Consider the following 23,112-nt stretch of genomic DNA (forward strand, 5'->3'; position numbering starts at 1 on the left):
TCCAGTTTCAATTAAGCCTTAGCTTTTCTGTCGTAGTGTTTTTTCCATTTGTTGAATTAGGTTAAAGAATCGGTTAGTTGTGTTGATCATATTACTTTACTTGTTACTTCACTTAGCTACAAAAATGGTTCTCCCCTCAATTTTAAAATGAACGTTTCCAGTTGCTTCAAGAGGGATCAATGCTTTTGATACGTTTTCAAAACGAGATACGGAACCCCAAAAAGTACCAGAAGGAATTTCTCCTTCGTAAACTACTTTTAGATTATACCAGCGTGCTATCATACGCATGATTTCTTCAATAGGCACTCTATCGAAAATAAACTTATTATTCTTCCATGCTATCGCCAGCTCCGTATCCACCTTGATCTGGTTAATCTGGCCATTGGAATTTACCGCTTGAATACCAGGCACCAGAATACTTTCCATTCCATTATCAGTCAACTTTACACTACCCTCCAGCAGCGTCGTCCTGAATACCTTTTCATCGTGATAAGCATTCACATTAAAATGCGTACCTAATACCTCCACCTGCTGGTTACCCGAACTCACTATAAATGGATGGACTTTATCTTTAGCTATTTCAAAATATCCCTCTCCTGTTAGCGCAACTTTTCGCTTCCCTTTTTCAAGCAATGATGCTTTATAGGTTAAGCTGGATGCCGAATTAAGCCAAACATTAGAGCCGTCGGGAAGGATCACTTCATAAGTTTCACCATTTGCTGTGCTAAGCGTGTTCATCCCCTCGTCATCAGCTGTTCCAATGATCTTATAAATCAGCTTACCGTTTGCTGTTTTACTGATGCTAACACCCGCTTCTTTTGCTAGCTCTCCATTTGCACCGGTAGTCAGGTTAATTTTTTTGCCATTAGCTAACGTTAAAGTAGCACCCTTAACTCCTGGGTTCACATCACTTGAATATTGGATCTCATTAATGTTTTCTCCGCCTGCTTTTCGGCCATTAAACCATAGGCCTGCCGAAATGATGAGGGTACTAATTGCAGCCGCTACTCCTATCTTAGTCCACAAATTAATACGCTTATTTCTAACTGGCTTCGATCGAATCCCGCTTTCTACTTTTTCGAACAAAGCTGCGCTATCCACCTGATGGTAGCTCCTCAATTTTTTATCTAGTTCTTGCTCGTTCAAATACGTTTCGTAACGTTCTTGATTACTAGCGCTTGAATTCAACCAACCATCCAGTTCCGCCTGTTCTTTATCGCTAATTGCCCCATTAATCTTAGCGGCAATCAAACGGGCTACATAAAATTCCTTTTCGAGCATTTTTTTAATATCATTTGAAAAATAAAGCACATTATCTTCTTCCTCTACGGTAGTTATTTATATAGAAATCCCATATCAAGGAAAACAACCAACAAAAACTAAACTTTTTTTTATAGATAAGATAATAACGGTAATCGAGAGCAGCCGAAAATCAAAAATAGATCCAAATCCTCAGCAATCATTTGGAACTTATAGATGCCTGTCAATAAAAAAAAGGAAAGCCAGCTGTAACGTGCCTGATAAACCTTTTTTCAAAAACTGGGCCCTGAGCATTTCAATTGCTCTGGTTTTATGATTCCGTACGGTCTGTACACTTAAATTGAGTAAAAGCGCAATTTCATCGGTCTTTTTCCCTTCAAAGTATAGGAGTTTAAATACATCTCTGCATTTTTCCGGAAGACCCTCAATTTCTCCTGCAAGAATATCAACAATTTCAGTATCAATTATTTCGTATAAGATTTCTTCACTGTTCTCATCCAATTGCTTGTAGTAAAGATCCTGGGCAGCGGTCTTACGTTTTAAATCCCTTAAGTACTTTAAACAATTATTTCTGCAGCTGATATACAAGAAAGCCTTTAGTTTTTCTGGATGGTCAAAATTCTCTCTGCGTTCCCAAAGTTTAACAAAGCATTCTGCAACGATATCCTCCGCCTGGGGAATGTCCTGAACTAATTTACCAGCAAAATAACATAGTGAATGGTGATGGAGCTTAAAAAAATGAGCCAGCGCGTCCTCATTGCCGGCAGACAATTCGTTGACCCAGTTCGTCTCTTTCTCCATTAACATTCCCGATGGTTTAGTTTCCGCGAATAAATGTAAAAAAAAACGCACATAAAGCACGCAATATTCTAATTATGTATGGCTAAAAGCAGAACATGGAATTCCGATGTTGAACGTTGCCTATTCATAATCCCAAAGTAATAATTGACATCACCCTTCATTCTTGCCATTCATTCCCCATACTTTTGTTCTATATGAAAGTTGATATCTGGTCTGACGTACGCTGTCCATTCTGTTATATTGGAAAACGTAAATTTGAAGCTGCCCTTGCGCAATACGAACACAAGGACAATGTTGAAATTGAATGGCATAGCTTTGAGCTTGACCCCAATGCTGAAACCCTGCCAGACCTAAACGCAGTTGATTATCTGGCAAACAGGTATGGCCGTCCGCGCGAATGGGCAGAAGAAATGCATCAAAATGTAACTGATACAGCTGCCGAAGTAGGCTTGCAATTTAACCTCGAAAAATCTGTAGTTGCCAATTCCTTTGATGCCCACCGTCTAATCCAACTCGCAAAAACTGAGGGGCGCGGAGATGAAATTGAAGAGCAACTTTTTAAAGCCTATTTTACCAATGGTGCAGATATCAGTGATCACAATACCTTGGTAGAAATTGCCACTGCTGCTGGCTTGGACAAATTCACCGTAGAAACTATGTTGAAGAGTAAAGACTTTACAGATGAGGTTCGTTATGATGAGCAAACTGCACACTCCATCGGCGTTAAAGGCGTGCCTTTTTTTGTCTTTAACCAAAAACTGGCCGTATCTGGTGCTCAACCTCCAGAAACATTTTTAGCAGCACTGAAGCAGGCTGCTGAAGCTTGATGATAAAAGTAGCTAGTTAGACTAGCTAAGTAATCGATTCGTTTTATCGCAAGCAACCTCACTTTTTCCTACAATTGCCGTAACTTTGCTGGTATGAAAACACCGCCGCTCAATCTTCAGGAAGTCATCAGCAGTATCGTATCTGAACTTTACGCAACAGAAAAGAAGTACCTGAAAGCTTATGAGCAATTGGCTGATGCAGCACACACCGACGAGCTTCGTGCTGCCCTCTCGCCTGCGGGCACAGAAATAGAGAATCACATTACCCGCCTAAGTCATATCCTCGACCTGCTCAAATTGAAGCCTTCACGCATCAGTTCCGAAATTGATGAAGAACTGCTAAAAATGGCAAAGGAAGTATCGGGCTTTAAAAAACAGCATTCCATAATTAAAGACATACAACTGTTGCAATGCGCAAAGATGATTATCCATGTGAAAATCAGTGCCTACGAGTCGCTGCACTTTATGGCCAGCACCCGTAAAATGGAAGCTGCAGCAATGTTATTGGAACAATCCCTAAACGATAACAAAAACACAGCGGCATACCTTTGCCAAATAGAACAAAACATCCTATATCCACAAGCCGCTAAAGCAGAATAACCCAAAACTAAATGGAATATGCCGTGTTAAGTAACTGAATTTAACAATGCTTACCATGACCAATACAACAGAAGTAACCATTCACGCTGCTCGCCTCGGTGAGACAGAAGTGCTACAGGAACTGATCAACCAAAAAGCCGACATTAATGTACGTGATGAAAAGGGTTACACTCCCTTAATCATAGCCTGTTATAACAATAAGTATAAAGCTGCAGAGTTACTATTGGCAAATGGCGCCGAAGTAAACGCTATGGACCTGGGTGGTAACACCGCATTAATGGGCGTTGCTTTTAAAGGCTATGCAGACATTGCACAATTGTTGATTAGCAACGGTGCCGATTTAAACTTGCAGCATGGCAATGGAGGTACGGCTTTAATGTTTGCTGCGATGTTTGGCAGACAGGATGTATTGAAATTGCTGTTGGAAAAGGGTGCCGACAAAGCCATTCTAGATAAAAGAGGACTCTCCGTATATGACCTAGCTGCACAGCAGGGAAATTTAGAAGCACTGGAGCTGCTAGAGGCTTAAAACAAGATATAACAAGTATAGAAAAAGCCTGTAGATTAAAAATTTACAGGCTTTCTTAATTTATATAAAGTAAAGAACTTTTTAGGCTGGTACTTTTCTTGGCTTTTCACGATCCCAGAACCTGTGGCCTGCGATCGCTTTAATAAATTCTGATGCAAGCTTTTTGGCATCTTTGTGTATGACCACACCCGCTTCTGTCTCTTCAATATAAGTTGCGCTAATAACCAGCGAAGCATCATCATCCGCAGCTATCGCTTTGCAATGCTTGTATGCTTCATTTAAAAAGTGAATAGCATTAGCTTCAGCCTGTATGGCGGTAACACTTGCTTTTCCACCCGGAACGTATACCGCATCAAACAATACCGAGGCCGCTGTCAAGAAACTTTGATCTACAGGAACCTTAACTTTCCCCGCAGTGGTGATGCTACCAAGTCGCGGCGCAATGATTTCTGTAACTGCCCCATCTGCTTCTAATGCCGCTTTCACTGCGTTTAACGAATCATCATTCACACCGTCGGCTGCTAAAATAGCAACCTTCCTGCTTTTGATTGTATCTTTTATCGTATTGGCCATGCTCAACGCAGCTGAACTTTTTAAGGTGCTTTCAACTACAGTAGACTGGTAATCCTCTTGCTTCCCATCTGCGGGAACACTGCCATTTACAGGAAAGGCAGGGCTTTTAGGCAGTTCGATACCCAATCCAAATGCAACTTTTGAAGCAAGTGTTGCATCTATCTGGCTCAAAATTCCGAGCGTCCGTTCACGTATGGCTATAGTTTTAACCTTGCCTAACTCAAAGGTTAATGCGTCGATAATGTGGTTTTTTTCTGGCTCAGATTGGCTATTGAAAAACAAGGTTGCCTGGCTAAAATGGTCAAAGAAACTTTTGCTCCTTGCCCTTACTTTCCTAGCATCGATACGTTCTGAATAACTGGTAAACCCACCGTCTGCCTCTTTAACCTGAGCAGGATCATTATTACCTAACGAATTAGGATTATAACTGGTTTTTCCTCTATTGATCGTTTGCCTCATGTGCCCATCGCGCTGGTTATTGTGTACTGGCACAACCGGGCGATTAATAGGGATCTCATGGAAATTTGACCCTCCAAGTCTTAGCAATTGCGTATCTGTATATGAAAACAACCTACCCTGCATCAGTGGATCATTGGTGAAATCAATTCCCGGCACAATATGGCCTACATGAAAAGCCACTTGTTCCGTTTCGGCGAAAAAATTATCTGGGTTTCTATTCAAGGTCATTTTCCCAATACGCTGTACAGGCACCAATTCCTCTGGAATCAGTTTAGTTGGATCCAGAAGGTCAAATTCAAATTTAAATTCATCGGCTTCAGGAACGATTTGCACACCCAACTCCCATTCAGGAAATGCACCAGATTCGATAGCATCCCAAAGGTCCCTTCTGTGAAAATCAGGGTCCTTGCCAGAAATATTTTGCGCTTCATCCCAGGCTACTGAGTGAACGCCCAAAAGTGGTTTCCAATGAAACTTGACAAAACACGCTTCACCGGCTGCATTGACCAACCTGAAGGTATGAACTCCAAAGCCTTCCATCATTCTTAAACTACGGGGCAAAGCCCTATCGCTCATCGCCCACATCACCATGTGTGCAGATTCTGGCATTAGTGAAATAAAATCCCAGAAGGTATCATGAGCAGATGCTGCCTGCGGAATCTCATTATCTGGCTCTGGCTTAACGGCATGGATCAAATCTGGAAATTTAAGCGCGTCTTGGATAAAAAACACAGGCATATTATTGCCTACCAGATCGAAATTTCCCTCTTGTGTATAAAACTTAACAGCGAAGCCCCTTACATCTCTTGCCAGATCAGAAGATCCTCGTGATCCTGCGACGGTGGAAAACCTGACGAACACTGGCGTTTCAATTTCGGTATCGTTCAGGAACTGAGCTTTAGTTACTGCCGATTGGGATTTATATAGTTTAAAAACTCCATGAGCACCTGATCCACGTGCATGTACGATACGTTCTGGGATTCGCTCATGGTCAAAATGTGTGATCTTTTCCCGAAGTATAAAATCTTCCAGTAAAGTTGCGCCACGCTCTCCAGCTTTTAACGAATTCTGATCATCATTGATTTTTAAACCGTGATTTGTAGTCATTAATTCATCAGTGGCATCAGCCGTGTGCGGCATCAGCTTTTCTGTTTTACCGTTTTCAGGTTGTGGTACCAGTTTTTTATCGATGACTGCTTCCGTACCAGTTTTGGGAGGCGAATTTTTTTTGCTCATGTTCTTGTGTTTAGTCTGTTTTATCGCACTGACAACACCTCAATTTTCTGTTTGTTTCAATATAATTCAATTAAAAATCATATTTCTTACTGAATTATTAATTTCATTAAACGTAAAATAATTAACTTAGCAGTAGGCTATTACAGGGCTTTAGCTGTCACATTGGTTGGGTATTGAATTTGAACAGATTCGGAATGACCCCACCATGAGCCCACGGTGACCCCACCATGAGTCCACGTTTTTCTTATAAAAGCGTGGACTCACTATGGTTTTATAGCCGGGTAACTGTAGGATCAAGCAAAACCAGGCCCGAGCAGTGCCAGAAGAAGACTAAACTAATTATTAAATAAAAAATGGCAATATTCGACGGAAAACACCTTAAAGGATTAACGGGTAATGTAATCAGTAGAAAAGGAAAAAATGGCAAAACAATTGTACAAAGCGTACCTGAGTATGTTAAACAAACGGAAGGGTCTAAACAGGCTGCAAGCGTATTTGGTAATGCCAGTGCATTGAGCAAATCGTGGCGGTTAGAATTAAACGATGTAAATTTTGACCTGAACGATGGCGGGATGGTCAATAGGTTAACTACTGCCAACCGAGCTATCCTTGAGCATTGTCATAATAAGGCTAATAAAACATATTCTTTTGATGACAGTAGTTTCAATAACATCAAGGGTTTTGAGTTTAACATCAATTCCCTACTTTCCAATAACTTCTGGGTAACTCCAGTTATTACGCATGAGGATACCATATTAAAGGTTAGCATCCCCCACTTTGATGTTCCTGAACAACTGAAATTTCCTTTGCGCACGAACTACTGCGAAATTTTCATCACTATTTGCTATGTGGTTCTTGAACAAGGATTAACCAAACAGAATGAAGTTCATAGCTTTTCTGTAACTGACGAACAGCAAACTGTAGAAGCACAGGAATTCAATTTTTCAGCACCTGACGGATGTCTATGTGTAGTTGCTATGGGTTTGAGGTTTGCCCGTCGGTACAACAACATTCAAACAATTTACAACACAAAAGACTTTAGTCCAGCGGCCATAATTGGTCAGACGCTTACACCAGGTACTTTTATAGATCCGCCGGCACGTGTAGAAAACGGCAGGTTTTACGGCAAGGAATGGAGCAAAATAGATAAACTCAATTTATAATTCCTTACTTTTGTTTTCCGTAAAAACCCTGTTATAGATGAAACAATATTTAGATTTAATGCAGCATGTGCTGGATGAGGGTGCGCAAAAGCACGACCGAACCGGGACTGGAACAATCAGTGTTTTTGGCTATCAAATGCGTTTTAACCTGCAAGATGGTTTTCCTATGGTAACCACTAAAAAGCTGCACCTTAAGTCTATCATTCATGAGTTGATCTGGTTTTTGAGTGGCGACACCAACATTAAATATCTTAAGGATAATGGTGTAAGGATTTGGGACGAGTGGGCAGATGAAGACGGAAACCTGGGGCCGGTTTATGGCTCACAGTGGCGGTCATGGCCTAAACCTGATGGTGGCCATATTGATCAGATCACTAACATCATAAATACTATAAAGAACAACCCGGATTCCAGGAGGATAATTGTTTCGGCATGGAATGTGGCAGAAATTGAAAACATGGCCCTTCCACCATGCCATGCTTTTTTTCAGTTCTATGTGGCTGATGGAAAGCTTAGCTGCCAGTTATACCAACGCAGTGCAGACATTTTTCTGGGCGTACCTTTCAATATTGCATCTTATGCTTTGCTAACCATGATGGTTGCACAGGTATGTGGTTTACAGTACGGAGATTTTGTACATACGCTTGGCGATGCACACCTTTATAATAACCATATTGAACAAGCGAAGCTGCAATTGAGTCGCGAGCCAAAGAAATTACCTGTTATGCACATCAACCCTGACGTTAAAGATATCTTTGATTTCAAATTTGAAGATTTTACATTGAGCGACTATGAACCGCATCCACACATTAAAGGAGTAGTTGCTGTATGATCGTAACTGCAGTTGTGGCCATTGCGGAAAACAATGCCATAGGAAAAGACAATGAGTTGCTTTGGTACCTACCCAATGACCTGAAACACTTCAAAGAAATAACAAAAGGGCATACCATTATAATGGGCCGTAAAACTTTTGATTCTATCAAAAAACCTTTGCCACACAGGCGCAATATCGTAATCACCAGAGATCCTGATCTGAAGATTGCAGGTGCAGAGGTAGTTAATTCTGTTGAAGGAGCACTAAAATTAGCAGAAGGTGATGGAGAGGTATTCATAGTTGGAGGTGCTGAAATCTACAAAATGGCGATGCCGGTGACCGATAAAATTTACCTGACTACAGTGCACAAGCGCTTTGAAGATGCCGATGCTTACTTTCCTGAAATTGATGGAAATTTATGGAAGGAAACCGCTTCAGAAACCCACCTGCCGGACGAAAAGCACAACATCAGCTTTACGTTTTCTACGCTTGAGCGTAAATAACTTAGCACCTATAATAAAAAATTGAATAGGTGGTCTATTAATTAAAAAAATAATTAGATTTGCCGACTTGTTAAAAAAAGATATAGCTGAAATAGACTAATAATTACAAACAAAAAATGCAGGGTAAAGGTTTTATTAAATTTATGGCAATACTATTAGGTATTGTCTGTGTGTATTCTCTCTCATTCAACTTTGTTACTTCAAAGGTTGAAAATGACGCAAAAGCGTACGCCAAAGGTGATCCTCTTAAAGAGAAAGCTTATTTGGATTCAATGGCAACTGTTAAAGTTTATCCTGTTTTCGGGTTTGACTATCAGTTCTGCAAAGAAAAAGAAATTAACCTTGGGCTAGACCTTAAAGGTGGTATGAACGTAACGATGGAGATATCGTTATCAGAATTGGTTAAATCTTTAGCCAACAACACTGATGATGTAAACTTTAATCAGGCGTTATCAACCGCACAAACTCAGCTAAACGCAGGTGGTAAAGACTATATCAATTTATTTGTAAATGCTTTTGAAAAGCTTTCTCCAAATGTGAAACTGGCAGATTTCTTTTCTAATCAAGATAATGCGAGTGTTTTGAAGCCTGATGCTACTAATGCTGAAGTAAAAAGCTATTTGTCTAAAGAAGCTACCAGCGCAATTGATCGTTCATTTATCATCATCAGAAGCCGTATTGATGGTTTCGGTGTAGTAAGTCCGAACATGCAAAAACAAGAAGGTACCAACCGTATCCTTATTGAGATGCCGGGTGTACAAGATAAAGAGCGTGTTTACAAATTACTTCAAGGTTCTGCAGAACTTCAGTTCTGGAAAGTTTACGAGAGTCAGGAAGTATATCCAATTTTCGAAAACATCAATAAAACCCTTGCTGCTACTTTAAAAGCTACTGATACTACTAAGGCTGTAGCTGATACCTCTGCTGCTACAGGAAGTAAATTAGCTGGCTTATCTAAAAATAAGAATACTAAAGATACTGCTGCATTAAGAAGCGATGCACTGGCAAAAAATCCATTGTTTGCAGTACTAAATATCCCTACTTACCAAGGAGAGAACGGTCAGCAGCAATTGCGTCCGGGTGCTGTTGTAGGTTGGGTAGCTCAAAAAGATACTGCTAAAGTAAATGCATTCTTTAAAAGACCTGAGATTGCCGGTATCATTCCACAGAGTATGAAATTCATGTGGAGTGTTAAACCAGCAGATCTTGGTGTACCTGCAACTGGTGGTGCTGCTAAAATATTTGAATTATATGCTATTAAAGTAACGTCTACTGACGGTAAGCCTGATTTAGGTGGTGATGCAATCGCTGATGCCCGTGCTGATTTTCAGCAAGGTAACAAGCCTGAGGTTACGATGAGGATGACTGGCGAAGGTGCTGCGAAATGGAAAAAGATTACTGCGGAGGCTGCTGCTGATGCTAATAATAAAAAAGCCATTGCAATTGTATTGGATAACACCGTATACTCAGCTCCTACTGTTCAGGATGAAATCTCTGGAGGTAACTCTTCAATTACTGGTAATTTCACAGTTAACGATACACAAGATTTAGCCAACATCTTAAAGGCTGGTAAACTACCTGCTCCTGCACGTATTGCCGGTAGCTATGTAGTTGGTCCGACTTTAGGTGCACAAGCTATCCATGATGGTCTGATCTCTTTCGTAATTGCCTTTGTTGTGATCCTGATCTTTATGGCTTTATATTACCATAAAGCAGGTTGGGTTGCCAACTTTGCCTTATTATTAAACTTGTTCTTTATCATAGGTACCTTAATCTCACTGGGTGCGGTATTGACACTTCCTGGTATTGCGGGTATTGTCTTGACCATCGGCTTATCGGTGGATGCGAACATCCTGATCTTTGAGCGTATCCGTGAGGAACTTGCCCAAGGAAAAAATACTGCGGTAGCTGTTAAAGAAGGCTTTAAACATGCAATGCCTTCTATCATTGATAGTAACGTTACCTTATTCATCTTAGGTGCAATTCTTTACGTTTTTGGTAGCGGCCCGGTTCAAGGTTTCGCAACTACCTTATGTATTGGTATCCTTTCTTCTCTTTTTGCTGCTGTGGCAATTTCAAGGGTAATATTTGATTCGATGCTGGAACGTAAATCTGAAATCACTTTTGATAACAGCGTAACCCGTAATGCATTTAAAAACGTTGCCTTCAACTTTGTTGGTCGCCGTAAAATATACTACATCATCTCTACTGTAATCATCGTTCTTGGTGTGGTCTTCTATTTCAAAAATGGCGGATTAAATCTTGGGGTTGACTTCAAAGGTGGTAGAACTTACCTTGTTCACTTTGATAAAGGTGTAAATACAGAGGATCTTAAATCACAGTTAAACCCTGTGTTCGGTAATGAAACTCCTGAGGTTAAAACTGCAGGTGAGGATAGCCAGGTTAAGATCACGACTACGTTCCACATTGAAGATCAAAACACGACAACTGATAAATTGGTTGAAGATGCGTTGAGAAAAGGCTTGGATCCAACGGGTAATAAATATGAAATTGTAAGCTCACAAAAAGTAACGCCTATCATCGCAAGTGATATCGTTAACGGTGCATTCTATGCGGTATTGATCTCGTGCTTATTCATGTTTATCTACATCGTAGTTAGGTTTAAGAAATGGCAATATGGTCTGGGTGCGGTTATCGCATTGTTCCATGATGTTTTAATGGTGTTGTCATTCTATACCATACTTGATGGTGTGATGCCATTCTCATTAGAAATTGGTCAAGATTTTATCGCAGCGATTTTAACGGTAATGGGTTATACCATGACTGAAACAGTTGTTGTGTTCGACAGGATTCGTGAGCGTTTAAAAGAAGCTGGTAAAGAAGATTTGCATGGCGAGGAGCGTAACACATTGATCAACTTCGCGCTGAACAGTACTTTAAGTCGTACCATCTTGACTTCATTAACCGTATTCTTCGTACTATTGGTGATCTTCATCTTTGGTGGAGACAGCATCCGCGGATTTATCTTCGCATTGCTAATTGGTCGTATCATCGGTACTTACTCATCACTTTGTATCTCTACCCCTATCGTTATCGATTTAGGTGGTAAAGAAACAAAGTAAGTAACAAAAGAAATATAGATTTTTAAAAGGCACCCAAACCGGGTGCCTTTTTTTTGTTATTTTGTGCACCATGGATCCGATCAAACTAATTGAATGCCCGCGTGATGCCATGCAGGGTATTCATCATTTTATTGATACAGACTTAAAGGCAAAGTACATCAACCTTTTGCTAAAGGTTGGTTTTGACACCATAGACTTCGGTAGCTTTGTTTCTGAAAAAGCCATCCCCCAATTACGGGATACCAAAGAGGTCTTAAATAAACTAGATTTAGACGGCAGCAACTCAAAGCTACTGGCTATTGTGGCGAATATAAGAGGTGCTGAAGCTGCTATATTGCATGAAGAGATTACTTACCTGGGTTTTCCTTTTTCTATATCTGAGACCTTCCAGCAGCGCAATACCAATTCAAGCATTGAAGAATCTATGGAAACCGTAAAAAGAATGCTGGAGCTTTGTGACATCACTGGGAAGCATGCTGTGATTTACTTGTCTATGGGGTTTGGAAATCCATATGGTGATCCATGGAATGAAGATATTATCTCTCATTGGGCGAAGGAATTGGTTAATGCGGGTGCTGGCATTCTTGCGCTTTCTGATACCACTGGCGTTTCTACACCAGAAAAGATCAAACAGATTTTGCCCTCATTGATTGAGGATTTCCCGACAACTGAGATTGGCGTCCATCTTCATAGCACACCTAACGCGCGATTGGAAAAGATTGAGGCCGCCTACGAAGTGGGCTGCAGGCGATTCGATAGTGCGTTAAAAGGTTTTGGGGGCTGTCCAATGGCAGCCGATGAACTTACTGGTAACATGGCAACCGAGGATCTGATTGCATTTCTGGAAGGCAAGGGAGAGGTCCTGAATTTGAATATGGAAAAATGGCAGGAGGCGGTACAGTTATCCAACTCGATATTCTCCTAAGCTGAGACATGAAGTTGGCCGACTAGGCCTTCTTGACCATTTTGAAATGTTGGATTCCGGCTTCCTCAAATTGATCACCTTCAGCTGCAAACCCAAACTTTGCGTACAAGCCCATGGCGTCTAATTGCGCATTTAAATAGATGTAGTGTGCATCTTCTGGCAAATCTGCCAGCGCGGCGGCAACTAGTGCCTGTCCAACTCTTTTCCCTCTATGCCCTGACAAGACAGCAAAACGTTCCAATTTATACCCCTTGTCTGTTTTGCGCCATCTGCATGCACCCACAGGTTGGTGGTCTAAAGTCGCGAGAAAGTGTGTGGATTCTTCTTCATTTTCCCATTCCAGTTCGGGCGGACAGTTTTGCTCCTCAACGAAAACGATCTTCCTTATGGAAAATGCTTGTTCCAACTCTTCCTTAGTAGTAATCTTTATGACTTGTAATGGTTCCATAGTTTTAAAGCAACAAAAAAAGCGCCACAATAAGTTAGTTGCCCGCCAGGATGACGGGTGCAACAAAAAATAGGCGTTACAAGATAAATTCCTGTAACGCCTATATTATTTAAAAGGGCTGCGCTTATATTTTATCGCTGGCGTCTTTACAGTTAAGATCTTCAAATGCTTGCTTTAAGCGGGCAACAAATTGCTCTTCGCCTTTACGCAACCATACGCGTGGATCGTAATATTTTTTGTTTGGTTTATCGTCACCATCAGGGTTACCAATTTGTGCCTGAAGGTAACCTTCATTTGCTTTATAGTAGTCTAAGATACCTTCCCAGAATGCCCATTGCATATCGGTATCGATGTTCATTTTAATAGCTCCGTAAGAGATCGCCTCTCTGATTTCTTCTTGTGAAGAACCTGAACCACCATGGAATACAAAGTTAATAGGTTTCTCAGCAGTTAAGCCCAATTTCTCTTTGATGTAGTCTTGAGAATTTTTAAGGATTACTGGTTGCAACTTAACGTTACCTGGTTTGTAAACACCGTGAACATTACCAAATGCCGCAGCAACAGTAAATTTATCACTGATTTTACTTAGTTCTTCGTAAGCGTAAGCAACTTCAGATGGTTGAGTGTACAATTTAGAACTGTCCACATCGCTGTTGTCTACACCATCTTCCTCACCGCCTGTAACACCAAGCTCGATTTCGATAGTCATACCCAACTTCGCCATGCGCTCAAAATACTTAGTGCAGATTTCCATGTTTTCTTCGATAGACTCTTCAGAAAGGTCTAACATATGCGAAGAGAACAAAGGTTTGCCTGTTTCAGCAAAGAATTGCTCACCGTGGTCTAATAAACCATCTATCCAAGGTAATAATTTCTTCGCTGCGTGATCTGTGTGCAGGATAACTGCAACGCCATAGTGCTCAGCCAATAAATGTACATGCTTAGCTGCAGAAACCGCACCTAGAACACATGCCTTAAGGTTGTCGTTGTTTAGGGTTTTACCGGCGTAAAATTGTGCACCGCCGTTTGATAACTGAATAATTACAGGTGAATTTACTGCTTTAGCAGTTTCCATTACCGCATTAATGGTATTTGTTCCTGTTACGTTTACCGCAGGTAGTGCAAACTGGTGTTTTTTAGCCTGTTCAAATAATTCCTGAACGGCATCTCCGTAAATTACGCCTTTATAGCCTTTTAAACTCATCTTTAATATTTTAATGTGCGCCGAAGTTATTGAAAATAATCGCTTTGCACAAGTCTGCCCAGCACTATTTTACATATTGAACAATGCCGATAGAAACTGCGCAACTGGAAACGCATAGTATTGATTTTTTTCGTTTCTTTGTACTCGCATTTTTCAGGAAATAACATGGCTTGGTTTAAGAGAGAAAAAAAGGTATCAGTACAACTACCGAAGAAAAGAAGGAGGCTCCGGACGGTTTATGGAACAAGTGCCCAAATTGTAAGAAAGCACTCCATACTACAGATCTGCTGGAGAATAAATATGTTTGTCAGTATTGCAATTATCATTTAAGGGTTGGAAGCAAAGAATACTTTCAGGTACTTTTTGACAACAATGAGTTTACAGAACTATTCGGCAACCTAACTTCGGGAGACCCGCTTCAGTTTACAGATACTAAGCCTTATGCCGACCGTTTGGTAGAGAGCATGAACAAAACAGGCTTAAAGGATGCGATTAGAGCTGGCGTGGGTAAGATTGAAGGTCAGGACCTGGTTATCGCTTGTATGGACTTCAATTTTATTGGTGGCTCTATGGGCTCAGTAGTTGGCGAAAAGATTGCACGTTCCATTGATTATTCTATAAAACATAAGATACCATTTCTGATGATCTCCAAATCTGGTGGTGCAAGGATGATGGAGGCAGCATTTTCATTAATGCAGATGGCTAAAACATCGGCCAAACTTGCGTTATTGAGTCAGGCTAAAATCCCATACATTTCTTTATTAACAGATCCTACTACCGGTGGAGTAACTGCATCTTATGCGATGCTGGGCGATATAAACATTGCTGAGCCAGGCGCTTTAATCGGTTTTGCCGGTCCGCGGGTTATTAAAGAAACGATAAAAAAAGATTTACCTAAAGGTTTCCAAACTGCAGAATTTGTACTGGAACACGGTTTCCTGGACTTTATCGTTGACCGCAGGGAGATGAAACACAAGCTGGCTTCTTTCCTCAAAATGGTGCATAACTAGTCAATTTAAGGTACTAAAGGGTAAGGCAACTTGGCCTTTAGTTCAATGAGTGTGAGTTCCTTTACTTCTCCACTATCATCATTAGGGAATAACAGGCAATATAAGATATTATGGGTTGGTGGGTCTACCACGATCTTGTAACAGTAATCTGGCTTGATTACTTTGTGACCGGGTTTCAAAAGCTTATCACTATATATCGCTCCTGCAATAACAAAAATGGGTTGCTGTTGCGACAGTTCTCTAACTTTTGTTTCCCACTGTTTCCAAATACCACGGTTAAGCTTGATGGTTTGAGGTACACAGTTGTAATAACAAAAGGTTTCCTGATCTAACTCACAATCATAGGCAAAATCCTCTGCATTGGCCAAATGGCCTTTGTCATACCCAGTACCAGAATAATCTGAATCACCTGCAGTCTTCTCGTCACATTTCTTAAAGCTAAAACCTGCCCGATCACAGTCTCCCCCGCCTTTGGATAGCGTGTACGTAACATAAAGTGGGTTTTTAACCTGGTAAGAATAATAGGATTTATAGGCCGTCATCTTGATCACCTTATCTACCTGCTGTGCTAATGCCGAGCAGTAAATAAGGGTAAACAGAATAATGTTTAGGAGCAGTTTGTTTGTTTTCACTCTCGTAAACATACACATTAGCTACCTAAGAATGGTCTTAGTTTATAAAAATCTCGTCTACAAACATTACCGCAGGACTTCCTTTTCCCGGGTGCCATTCAGGGAGCTTTTTAGTGGTTTTTGCCACCAGCTTGATGCAAGAAAGCGTTTGCGGTTTAAATTGAACTTCAATAGTAACAATAAGGGGCTGATCGCCCAACTTCGCAGGTAAAGGACGATTGGTTCCGAGCAGTTTCAGGTGCTTTGGATCTTTACCGCCCCATACTTCAACCACCTGCGGCAATAAGGTATTATTTGCCAAATGGCGTATGGCATTGAGCCCTACAGATTGTACCAGCACTGGCTGTTTGAAAAGCATCAGGGTTTCCATATTGTTTTTGATATAGCCCGCCCAACGGCCCTGAAAAATATCAACCGTACCAAACTGCCCGTCTATCAATGCTGGAGCCCTTCCTCCATTGAGGTTTTCCTCCGGCAGCAATATATTGGTTATGCTATCTGGCTTAAAAGCACTTTTATAGAGTGGAAACTCAATAAGGTCGCTACTGATCCAGCCTTTTTTAAAACTACGTGTTTTGAGTACGGTATTGCTGCTGATGGGAATTGGATTTTTGTAAAGCATCGCTTTTAAACTATCAGGTTCCGAGCCATCTAATGTATACCTGATCTCCACTCCTTTTATGGCATGTTTCAATTCCAAGTTAAAAGGTTGTTTGAATAAACTGGATTCTACATTAAGCTTAGCTGGGTTGAGTTTCGCCGAAAACTGTCCTGTGCCATTAAATCCTGCGACAATTTCTATTTCGTTGTATTGCTTTTGGAGCTGTTTAATTTCTTTCGCACTTAATTTGGTTTCCCATAGACTAAGGTGTGTAATATCGCTCTTTGCCAGCAACTCGTTAACTAGTTTGTAGGTTACCTTGGTACCAGAAAGGGATAAGGCACGGAGATGTTCCAGATCGTTGAGGTATTTTAATCCGCTGCCGTTTATTTTGGTAAAGTTGAGAATCAGCTTGCGCAAATTTTTAAACTCGCTGATTTGCTTAAGGTCATTATCAACTACAGGCATACCACTCAAATTCATGGCAGTAACCTGCTTGCGGATTGGGTCTAATTCTTTTAGTACTCTCGACTTAAAACTGCTTTTATTAAATATGGTTACGGTTAAAGCAGGAGAATTTTTAGCTAAAGGCCATATTACCCGGTAATTGTTGCTCAACGTTTTGATATCGTCCTCACTGGCGGCACTGAAGTCGAATTCTTCCTCTTCATCTATTGGTCTTCTTACTGGGGTAAGGTATGCGGCCGACAAAATTCTTAATGAATCGGTATCAGCAAGATCCAATACCTTTTTCTTCATCTCTGCATTTTGCTGCACCCATAGTTTAAGAATCGCCGTTTCCTCATCCGTAAGCTGTGCTTCATCTTTAGGTGGCATATGCTTCTTTTCATCCATAGGAAGATGAATGCGTTGTAGCAAAAGGCTAATTTGTGCATTTCCAGGAACATAGAGCGGTCCCGTTTTGCCTCCTTTAATTATAGATTGTGCATCTGCCAGGATCAATCCACCCTTTGCTTTTTCAAGATTGTGACAGTTGAGGCATTTTTGAGAAAAAATAGGCAGGATGACATCCTCAAATACCCTGGCTTGCGCTATCGGGACTTTGGGGACGATAGTAGGCTTGCTTACCGGTTCGAGAACAAAGTTGTTGCCATGAGTTAATGTTGCCCCATAGTGTCCCGTTGCAATTAAAACTAACGTCAGTAATACAGCTCCGCCTCTTGCCGCAGCAGTCTTATACCAGGTGGCATTCCTGTACCAGTAAATCAATGAGCCAAGAAAAACAACACTGACCCCCGACCACTTGTGCCAATTTAACAAAGAACCACCATACGCCGGTTCTTTTGACAAGAACAAGCCCATAACTACAGTTATGGCAGCAAACAGTGTGGCAGTTAGTAACAGACCCGAGGTAAAGCTTTGATAGAGATTTTCTTTAGCATACACGGCTTTGAATCTGAAGAACTCCAGCACCATAGCCAGCATGAGAAGTACTATTGGAAAATGCAGTAACATGGGATGCATTCTACCAATAGGCATTAACCATTGTGGAATAATGACTTTGTGCCCTGCTACTAGTAAGAATACAATGAAAACATTTGCAACCAGCAGCAGATTCTCCGCAAAACCTTTAAGGGTCAATTTCATAGATCGCTATACGCGTGTAAATTTATAAGGATAGACCTTACCAGAAGCCCACTGCGCTACGTATAGATTCTCATCGTCATCTACGCAAACATCATGTGGATTGGCGAAGATCTTATCGGCTTGTATCATCGGTTGCAAAACGCCGTCTTTATATACAGGTGCTGTGCCTCCAATATTAGACACCACTTTATTGTTTTTATCCAGGATGGTAACAAAGCCTGTATTCTCATGATTAAGATCAGGAGAGCGCAGTACAGCAGCATACAGGTGATCCTTGTGAATAACAGGTCTGCAAACGCATGCGCCCGGTAAGGCAATTACTTCCAGCAAGTTACCTTGCATATCAAATCGTTTGAAGCAATTGCGGGTACGGTCGGTAACCAGCAAAGTTGGTTTTCCCTTTCGCTTATCAATACAAACGCCGTGAGCATTATCAAGATTCTTAGTTTCGTTGCCCCTACCACCAAAATGACTAATCAATTTACCATCTGCACCGTAATGAAACACATGCTGTTGACCGTAGCCATCGGCAATAAAAAAGCTGCCATCTTCTGCAACAGCAGTTTCCGTAGGGACAAACTCGTCTATCTTTTTGTAAAGACCGGTTTCCATCGGGCAATCTATAGTCATGATCACCTTACCATCTAAGGTAGTTTTGTAGACCTGATGGCGGTTGGTATCAGTAATAAAAAGATATTCTTTACCATTCTCTTTAGCCAAGGTCAAGCCATGTGCGCCCGGGAAGTCATGACCCCAGGATTCGAGTAGCTTACCAGATTTGTTGTAGATGAGAACATTGTTCTTTTTTTCATTAGTCAATAATATAATTCGGCCTTTGCTATCCTGTACCATTTCATGGCAATCATTTACAGGATTAATGGCCGGGTTGAGTTGACCCCACTTGGCATCCATACTGTATTGCATTTTATTATGGCCATACACTGGGCCTTTTGGTTTGGCCAGCATATCCTTAGCGATAAAAAAGCTTGCCGAAACTACAGTAGCGTGTTTGATAAAAGTTCTTCTTTCCATTTTATGCAATAATATCGTTTATTACTTTACCAGATACATCAGTTAATCTGTACCTGCGTCCCAGGTGTTTAAAAATTAATTTCTCATGGTTCAACCCTAGCTGGTGCAATACCGTAGCCTGAAAATCATGCACATGTACCGGGTCTTTGATCACATTATAACCAAATTCATCGGTTTCACCATAAACCCCAGGTTTAATACCACCTCCAGCCATCCAGATACTGAAACAGCGAGGATGGTGGTCGCGCCCGTAGTTTTCTCTAGTCATTGTTCCCTGACTGTAATTGGTGCGCCCAAACTCGCCACCCCAAATGACTAGGGTTTCGTCGAGCAAGCCACGTTGCTTTAAATCAGTGATGAGCGCAGCGGAAGCCTGATCAACATCTTTGGCTTGACCCGCCATCTCGTTAGGTAAATTGCCATGCTGATCCCAACCTTGATGGTAAAGTTGTACAAAGCGAACTCCGTTTTCACTTAGCTTACGTGCCAGCAAACAATTGGCGGCAAAAGTTCCGGGTACCAGGCAGTCTGCCCCGTACATTTTGATGATGTCATCTGGCTCTTTAGAAACATCTGTAATTTCCGGAACGGCAGTTTGCATTCGGTATGCCATTTCATATTGCTGCACTTTGGCATTGATCTCGGGATCACCGAATTCTTTGTAGGACATAGAATTCATTTCTGCCAGTTTATCCAACATCTTCCTTCGCTCAAAGCGATTTAGTCCATCAGGATCTTTTAGGTATAATACAGGATCTTCTCCGGCGCTGAACTGTACACCCTGATGTGTGGAATCAAGGAAACCGTTAGTCCACAGTTTTGAGTAGACACCCTGACCGTTCCCTTTGCCGCGTGATAGCAAGACGGTAAATGCAGGTAAGTTTTTATTCTCGCTACCGAGGCCATAACTGAGCCAAGCGCCCATGCTTGGCCGGTTGCCTTGTTGTGCTCCGGTTTGAAAAAAGGTTAATGCCGGGTCATGATTTATTGCTTCGGTATGCATGGAGCGGATGATACAGATATCGTCCACTACCTTTGCAGTATGCGGAAACAGATCACTTATCCATGCTCTGGATTCTCCATATTGTTTAAAATCGTAAAATGATCCTACTAAGGGGAATGAGGCTTGGTTGGCAGTCATTCCGGTCAGTCGCTGTCCTGCCCTTATAGATGCAGGGAGCTCCTGCCCCATCATTTCGCGAAGCTTTGGCTTATAATCGAAGCTCTCCAGTTGTGATGGTGCACCATTCTGAAAAAGATAGATCACACGTTTGGCCTTCGGTGCAAAGTCGGGTATTCCCGGAGGTAAACCCGCCTCATCCATAGCCCCCGTAAATAAGTCGGGAATGAGCAAAGATCCTAGCGCAATGCTACCGAGACCTAAGCTTAGCTTAGACAAAAAGCGACGTCGGTTAAAGTTTAAACCATGTTCTAAAAAATCCTTTTCCATAGTTATGATCTTGTAATGGTTTCTTCCAAATTGTATATGGCTGTTACCACTTCCATCATGGCAGCCAAATTACTCTTGCTCACTTTGTCATTTACCGGATATTCACCAACGGCAATTACTTTTGAGGCACTAGCTTGATTCTTTGCATATACTTTTAGCTGATCTGCATAATATGCGCTTAGTACTTGCTTTTCTTGGGTGCTGGGTTTGCGACAAACAATTAGCCGGAAAGCCTTGGTAAGCATGGCGTCAGTTGAGTTCTTTTCTTCCAATAAATTTCCTGCGAGTACGCGAGCAGCTTCTAAAACGGTAGGATCGTTCAGCATTACCAGCGCCTGCAGGGGCGTGTTGGTTTTATTCCTTCTCACCTCGCATTGATCTCTATTACTTGCATCAAATATCCCCATGTTAGGTGGCGGCACTGTACGCTTGATAAAGTTATACATCCCTCTGCGATAAAGGCTAGAACCATGATCCTGGATGTAAGTAGCGAGCTGACCACGACCGGATGTTGCGCTCTCCCATAAACCCGGTGGTTGGTAAGCTTTAACACTAGGACCTCCGATGGTTTTATCAAGCAGGCCACTACTAGCCAACACGATGTCTTTCACTATCTCTGCAGGCATACGGTAACGGGTAGACCTGGCCATGAAAATGTTTTCTGGGTCGGCTTTGAGTTTTTCGGGCGTAACAATGGCCGACTGCCTATAGGTGGCAGAGGTTACAATCTGTTTGACAAGACGTTTGATATCCCAATTGTGGTTCATGAAGTCGACCGCAAGCCAGTCCAGCAATTCTGGGTGGCTTGGCAATTCGCCCTGCATTCCAAAATCGCCGGAGGTTTTTACGATGCCCCGGCCAAAGATCTCTTGCCAGACCTGGTTGACAAAAACCCTTGCTGTAAGTGGATTTTGTTTGTCAAACAACCATTTACTTAAACCAAGCCTATTTTTGGGATATTTATCGCTGAAACTTAGAAGCGATTTGGGGGTGCCTGCCGTAACCTCATCCCCATGGGCATCGTAACCACCCCTTTTCAGAATGTAAGTCTTCCTTAACGTATCCTGATCGCCCATTACGGATACAATCAGTTTATTGGTATCCTGCTTATTGACGAAACTTAGGATATTTTTAACATCGTCATTGCTGATGACCATTAACGGCTTTTTTGCATAGGTTTCCGGTCCGCCAACCGTGCTTTCAATCCCTACTTCTTTGACATTATTAAAAAAGGCAAAAACCTGATAATATTCCTTTTGAGAAAAAGGGTCATATTTATGATCGTGACAATGAGCACACTCTAAAGTAACTCCAATAATCGCTTTACCGAATGTATTGGTACGATCGGTAACGTATTCCACGCGATATTCCTCATCAACAACTCCCCCCTCCTCTGTGATCTTGTGATTTCTGTTAAAACCGGTAGCCAATAATTGCTCTTTCGTGGAATTCGGCATCAAATCGCCGGCTAGCTGCCAACTGATAAACTGATCGTAATGCATATTCTCGTTGAAGGCATGGATCACCCAATCTCGCCAAGGCCATTGTGAACGATAATTGTCATCCTGATAGCCATGTGAATCTGCAAAGCGAGCAATATCCAGCCAGTGGAGCGCCATCTTTTCTCCGTAGGCAGGACTTTTCAGTAATTGATCGACCATGTTAGCGTAAGCTTTGTTGCTATTATCAGCAAGAAACTGATCCATCATGGAAATAGTTGGTGGCAGTCCGGTCAGGTCGAAACTTAAGCGCTTTAGCAACCGTTCTTTATCTGCTTCTTTATTGGGTTCCAGGTGTTTCTCTTCCAGCCGTTTAAGAATAAAATAATCGATTTCGTTCTTCGCCCAAGCCGGGTTTTGCACTTTTGGAATTGCTGGTGATTTAGGAGGTACAAAGGCCCAGTGCTTCTCATATTTAGCCCCTTGTTTAATCCACTTTTCCAGGAGTGCAATCTCGTAAGCGGTCAATTTGAGGTTTGAAGATTTAGGGGGCATCATGACTGCAGAATCTTTAGAAGAGATTCTAAGAAAAACTTCAGATGCGTTGGGCTTGAAGGGTACTAGCGCATGAGCCGAGGGGTTATCCTTTAAAGCTTTAAAGGCTTCATCAGGAAGATCCAATCGTAAACCTGCTTCTCGTTTATTGGCATCAGGCCCGTGGCAGGTAAAACATTTATCGGAAAGTATTGGTCTGACGTGGAAATTATAGCTGATGCTATCGGGCAGTTCTTCATCTGCACTTTGCGGGGATGGCGAGGTACTGCAGGATTGTATGACATATACAATAACTAGCAACGCCAGCATTAAATAAATAAGCCTCCGGTTCATACAGTAATTATTTGGTTTCTTGTGTAG

The 23,112-nt window shown here is 41.6% G+C and carries 18 protein-coding genes and 1 pseudogene; 9 read left to right on the forward strand and 10 right to left on the reverse strand.

The window, feature by feature from the left end; all coding sequences use genetic code 11:
- Positions 1 to 108: 108 nt before the first annotated feature.
- Positions 109 to 1,281, reverse strand: a complete 1,173-nt coding sequence (locus ACXZ1K_RS16640) for a FecR family protein (RefSeq protein ID WP_458970809.1) — start codon at positions 1,279 to 1,281, stop codon at positions 109 to 111.
- A 189-nt stretch (positions 1,282 to 1,470) separates the two neighbouring features.
- Entirely contained in the window at positions 1,471 to 2,061 is a 591-nt protein-coding gene (locus tag ACXZ1K_RS16645; RefSeq protein ID WP_458970810.1) for an RNA polymerase sigma factor, read from the reverse strand.
- Positions 2,062 to 2,255: 194 nt separating this feature from the next.
- Here ACXZ1K_RS16645 and ACXZ1K_RS16650 point away from each other — a divergent pair, with 194 nt between their 5' ends.
- The 3 genes from ACXZ1K_RS16650 (at position 2,256) to ACXZ1K_RS16660 (ending at position 4,017) form a co-directional block, all read left to right on the forward strand.
- Positions 2,256 to 2,888: a DsbA family oxidoreductase gene (locus ACXZ1K_RS16650; protein ID WP_458970811.1), complete on the forward strand. Its 633-nt coding sequence runs from the start codon at positions 2,256 to 2,258 to the stop codon at positions 2,886 to 2,888.
- 93 nt (positions 2,889 to 2,981) lie between these two features.
- The gene (locus tag ACXZ1K_RS16655) at positions 2,982 to 3,488 is read left to right on the forward strand and encodes a YciE/YciF ferroxidase family protein (RefSeq protein ID WP_458970812.1); all 507 of its coding nucleotides are present in this window, start codon (positions 2,982 to 2,984) and stop codon (positions 3,486 to 3,488) included.
- 55 nt (positions 3,489 to 3,543) lie between these two features.
- Positions 3,544 to 4,017, forward strand: coding sequence for an ankyrin repeat domain-containing protein (locus tag ACXZ1K_RS16660; RefSeq protein WP_458970813.1), 474 nt, complete (start codon positions 3,544 to 3,546; stop codon positions 4,015 to 4,017).
- An 81-nt stretch (positions 4,018 to 4,098) separates the two neighbouring features.
- Here the strand turns inward: ACXZ1K_RS16660 and katE are convergent, their stop codons facing one another.
- A complete protein-coding gene (gene katE / locus ACXZ1K_RS16665; protein WP_458970814.1) occupies positions 4,099 to 6,285 on the reverse strand; it encodes a catalase HPII in 2,187 nt (728 codons plus the stop codon).
- A gap of 353 nt (positions 6,286 to 6,638) precedes the next feature.
- Between katE and ACXZ1K_RS16670 the strand changes: the two genes are divergently transcribed.
- The 5 genes from ACXZ1K_RS16670 (at position 6,639) to ACXZ1K_RS16690 (ending at position 12,773) form a co-directional block, all read left to right on the forward strand.
- The gene (locus tag ACXZ1K_RS16670; protein ID WP_458970815.1) at positions 6,639 to 7,448 is read left to right on the forward strand and encodes a hypothetical protein; all 810 of its coding nucleotides are present in this window, start codon (positions 6,639 to 6,641) and stop codon (positions 7,446 to 7,448) included.
- 37 nt (positions 7,449 to 7,485) lie between these two features.
- Complete coding sequence (locus tag ACXZ1K_RS16675) at positions 7,486 to 8,280, forward strand: thymidylate synthase (RefSeq protein WP_458970816.1); 795 nt, start codon at positions 7,486 to 7,488, stop codon at positions 8,278 to 8,280.
- The gene (locus ACXZ1K_RS16680; RefSeq protein WP_458970817.1) at positions 8,277 to 8,765 is read left to right on the forward strand and encodes a dihydrofolate reductase; all 489 of its coding nucleotides are present in this window, start codon (positions 8,277 to 8,279) and stop codon (positions 8,763 to 8,765) included. Before ACXZ1K_RS16675 ends, ACXZ1K_RS16680 begins: the two co-directional genes overlap by 4 nt.
- 116 nt (positions 8,766 to 8,881) lie before the next feature.
- Positions 8,882 to 11,848, forward strand: coding sequence for a protein translocase subunit SecDF (gene secDF / locus ACXZ1K_RS16685; RefSeq protein ID WP_458970818.1), 2,967 nt, complete (start codon positions 8,882 to 8,884; stop codon positions 11,846 to 11,848).
- 70 nt (positions 11,849 to 11,918) lie between these two features.
- Positions 11,919 to 12,773, forward strand: a complete 855-nt coding sequence (locus ACXZ1K_RS16690) for a hydroxymethylglutaryl-CoA lyase (RefSeq protein WP_458970819.1) — start codon at positions 11,919 to 11,921, stop codon at positions 12,771 to 12,773.
- A gap of 22 nt (positions 12,774 to 12,795) precedes the next feature.
- Here ACXZ1K_RS16690 and ACXZ1K_RS16695 read toward each other — a convergent pair whose 3' ends face one another.
- Entirely contained in the window at positions 12,796 to 13,221 is a 426-nt protein-coding gene (locus ACXZ1K_RS16695; RefSeq protein WP_458970820.1) for a GNAT family N-acetyltransferase, read from the reverse strand.
- A gap of 124 nt (positions 13,222 to 13,345) precedes the next feature.
- Positions 13,346 to 14,425 carry a class II fructose-bisphosphate aldolase gene (gene fbaA / locus ACXZ1K_RS16700; protein WP_458970821.1) on the reverse strand — a complete coding sequence of 360 codons (1,080 nt, stop codon included), beginning with the start codon at positions 14,423 to 14,425 and terminating at the stop codon, positions 13,346 to 13,348.
- 165 nt (positions 14,426 to 14,590) lie between these two features.
- Here fbaA and accD point away from each other — a divergent pair.
- Positions 14,591 to 15,435 (forward strand): annotated as a pseudogene (gene accD, locus ACXZ1K_RS16705) (acetyl-CoA carboxylase, carboxyltransferase subunit beta).
- A 5-nt stretch (positions 15,436 to 15,440) separates the two neighbouring features.
- Here the strand turns inward: accD and ACXZ1K_RS16710 are convergent.
- Genes ACXZ1K_RS16710 through ACXZ1K_RS16730 form a run of 5 tightly spaced genes read right to left on the reverse strand, consistent with a single transcriptional unit; the run spans position 15,441 to position 23,085 of the window.
- Positions 15,441 to 16,067: a DNA/RNA non-specific endonuclease gene (locus tag ACXZ1K_RS16710; protein ID WP_458970822.1), complete on the reverse strand. Its 627-nt coding sequence runs from the start codon at positions 16,065 to 16,067 to the stop codon at positions 15,441 to 15,443.
- A 37-nt stretch (positions 16,068 to 16,104) separates the two neighbouring features.
- Positions 16,105 to 18,276 (reverse strand): c-type cytochrome domain-containing protein, encoded by a 2,172-nt coding sequence (locus tag ACXZ1K_RS16715; RefSeq protein ID WP_458970823.1) that lies wholly within the window; start codon positions 18,274 to 18,276, stop codon positions 16,105 to 16,107.
- Between the two features lie 6 nt (positions 18,277 to 18,282).
- Entirely contained in the window at positions 18,283 to 19,308 is a 1,026-nt protein-coding gene (locus ACXZ1K_RS16720; protein ID WP_458970824.1) for an NHL repeat-containing protein, read from the reverse strand.
- Between the two features lies 1 nt (position 19,309).
- Complete coding sequence (locus ACXZ1K_RS16725) at positions 19,310 to 20,758, reverse strand: DUF1501 domain-containing protein (RefSeq protein ID WP_458970825.1); 1,449 nt, start codon at positions 20,756 to 20,758, stop codon at positions 19,310 to 19,312.
- Positions 20,759 to 20,760: 2 nt separating this feature from the next.
- Positions 20,761 to 23,085, reverse strand: coding sequence for a PSD1 and planctomycete cytochrome C domain-containing protein (locus ACXZ1K_RS16730; RefSeq protein WP_458970826.1), 2,325 nt, complete (start codon positions 23,083 to 23,085; stop codon positions 20,761 to 20,763).
- Positions 23,086 to 23,112: the final 27 nt, after the last annotated feature.

This window comes from Pedobacter jaeyakensis, assembly GCF_054461315.1.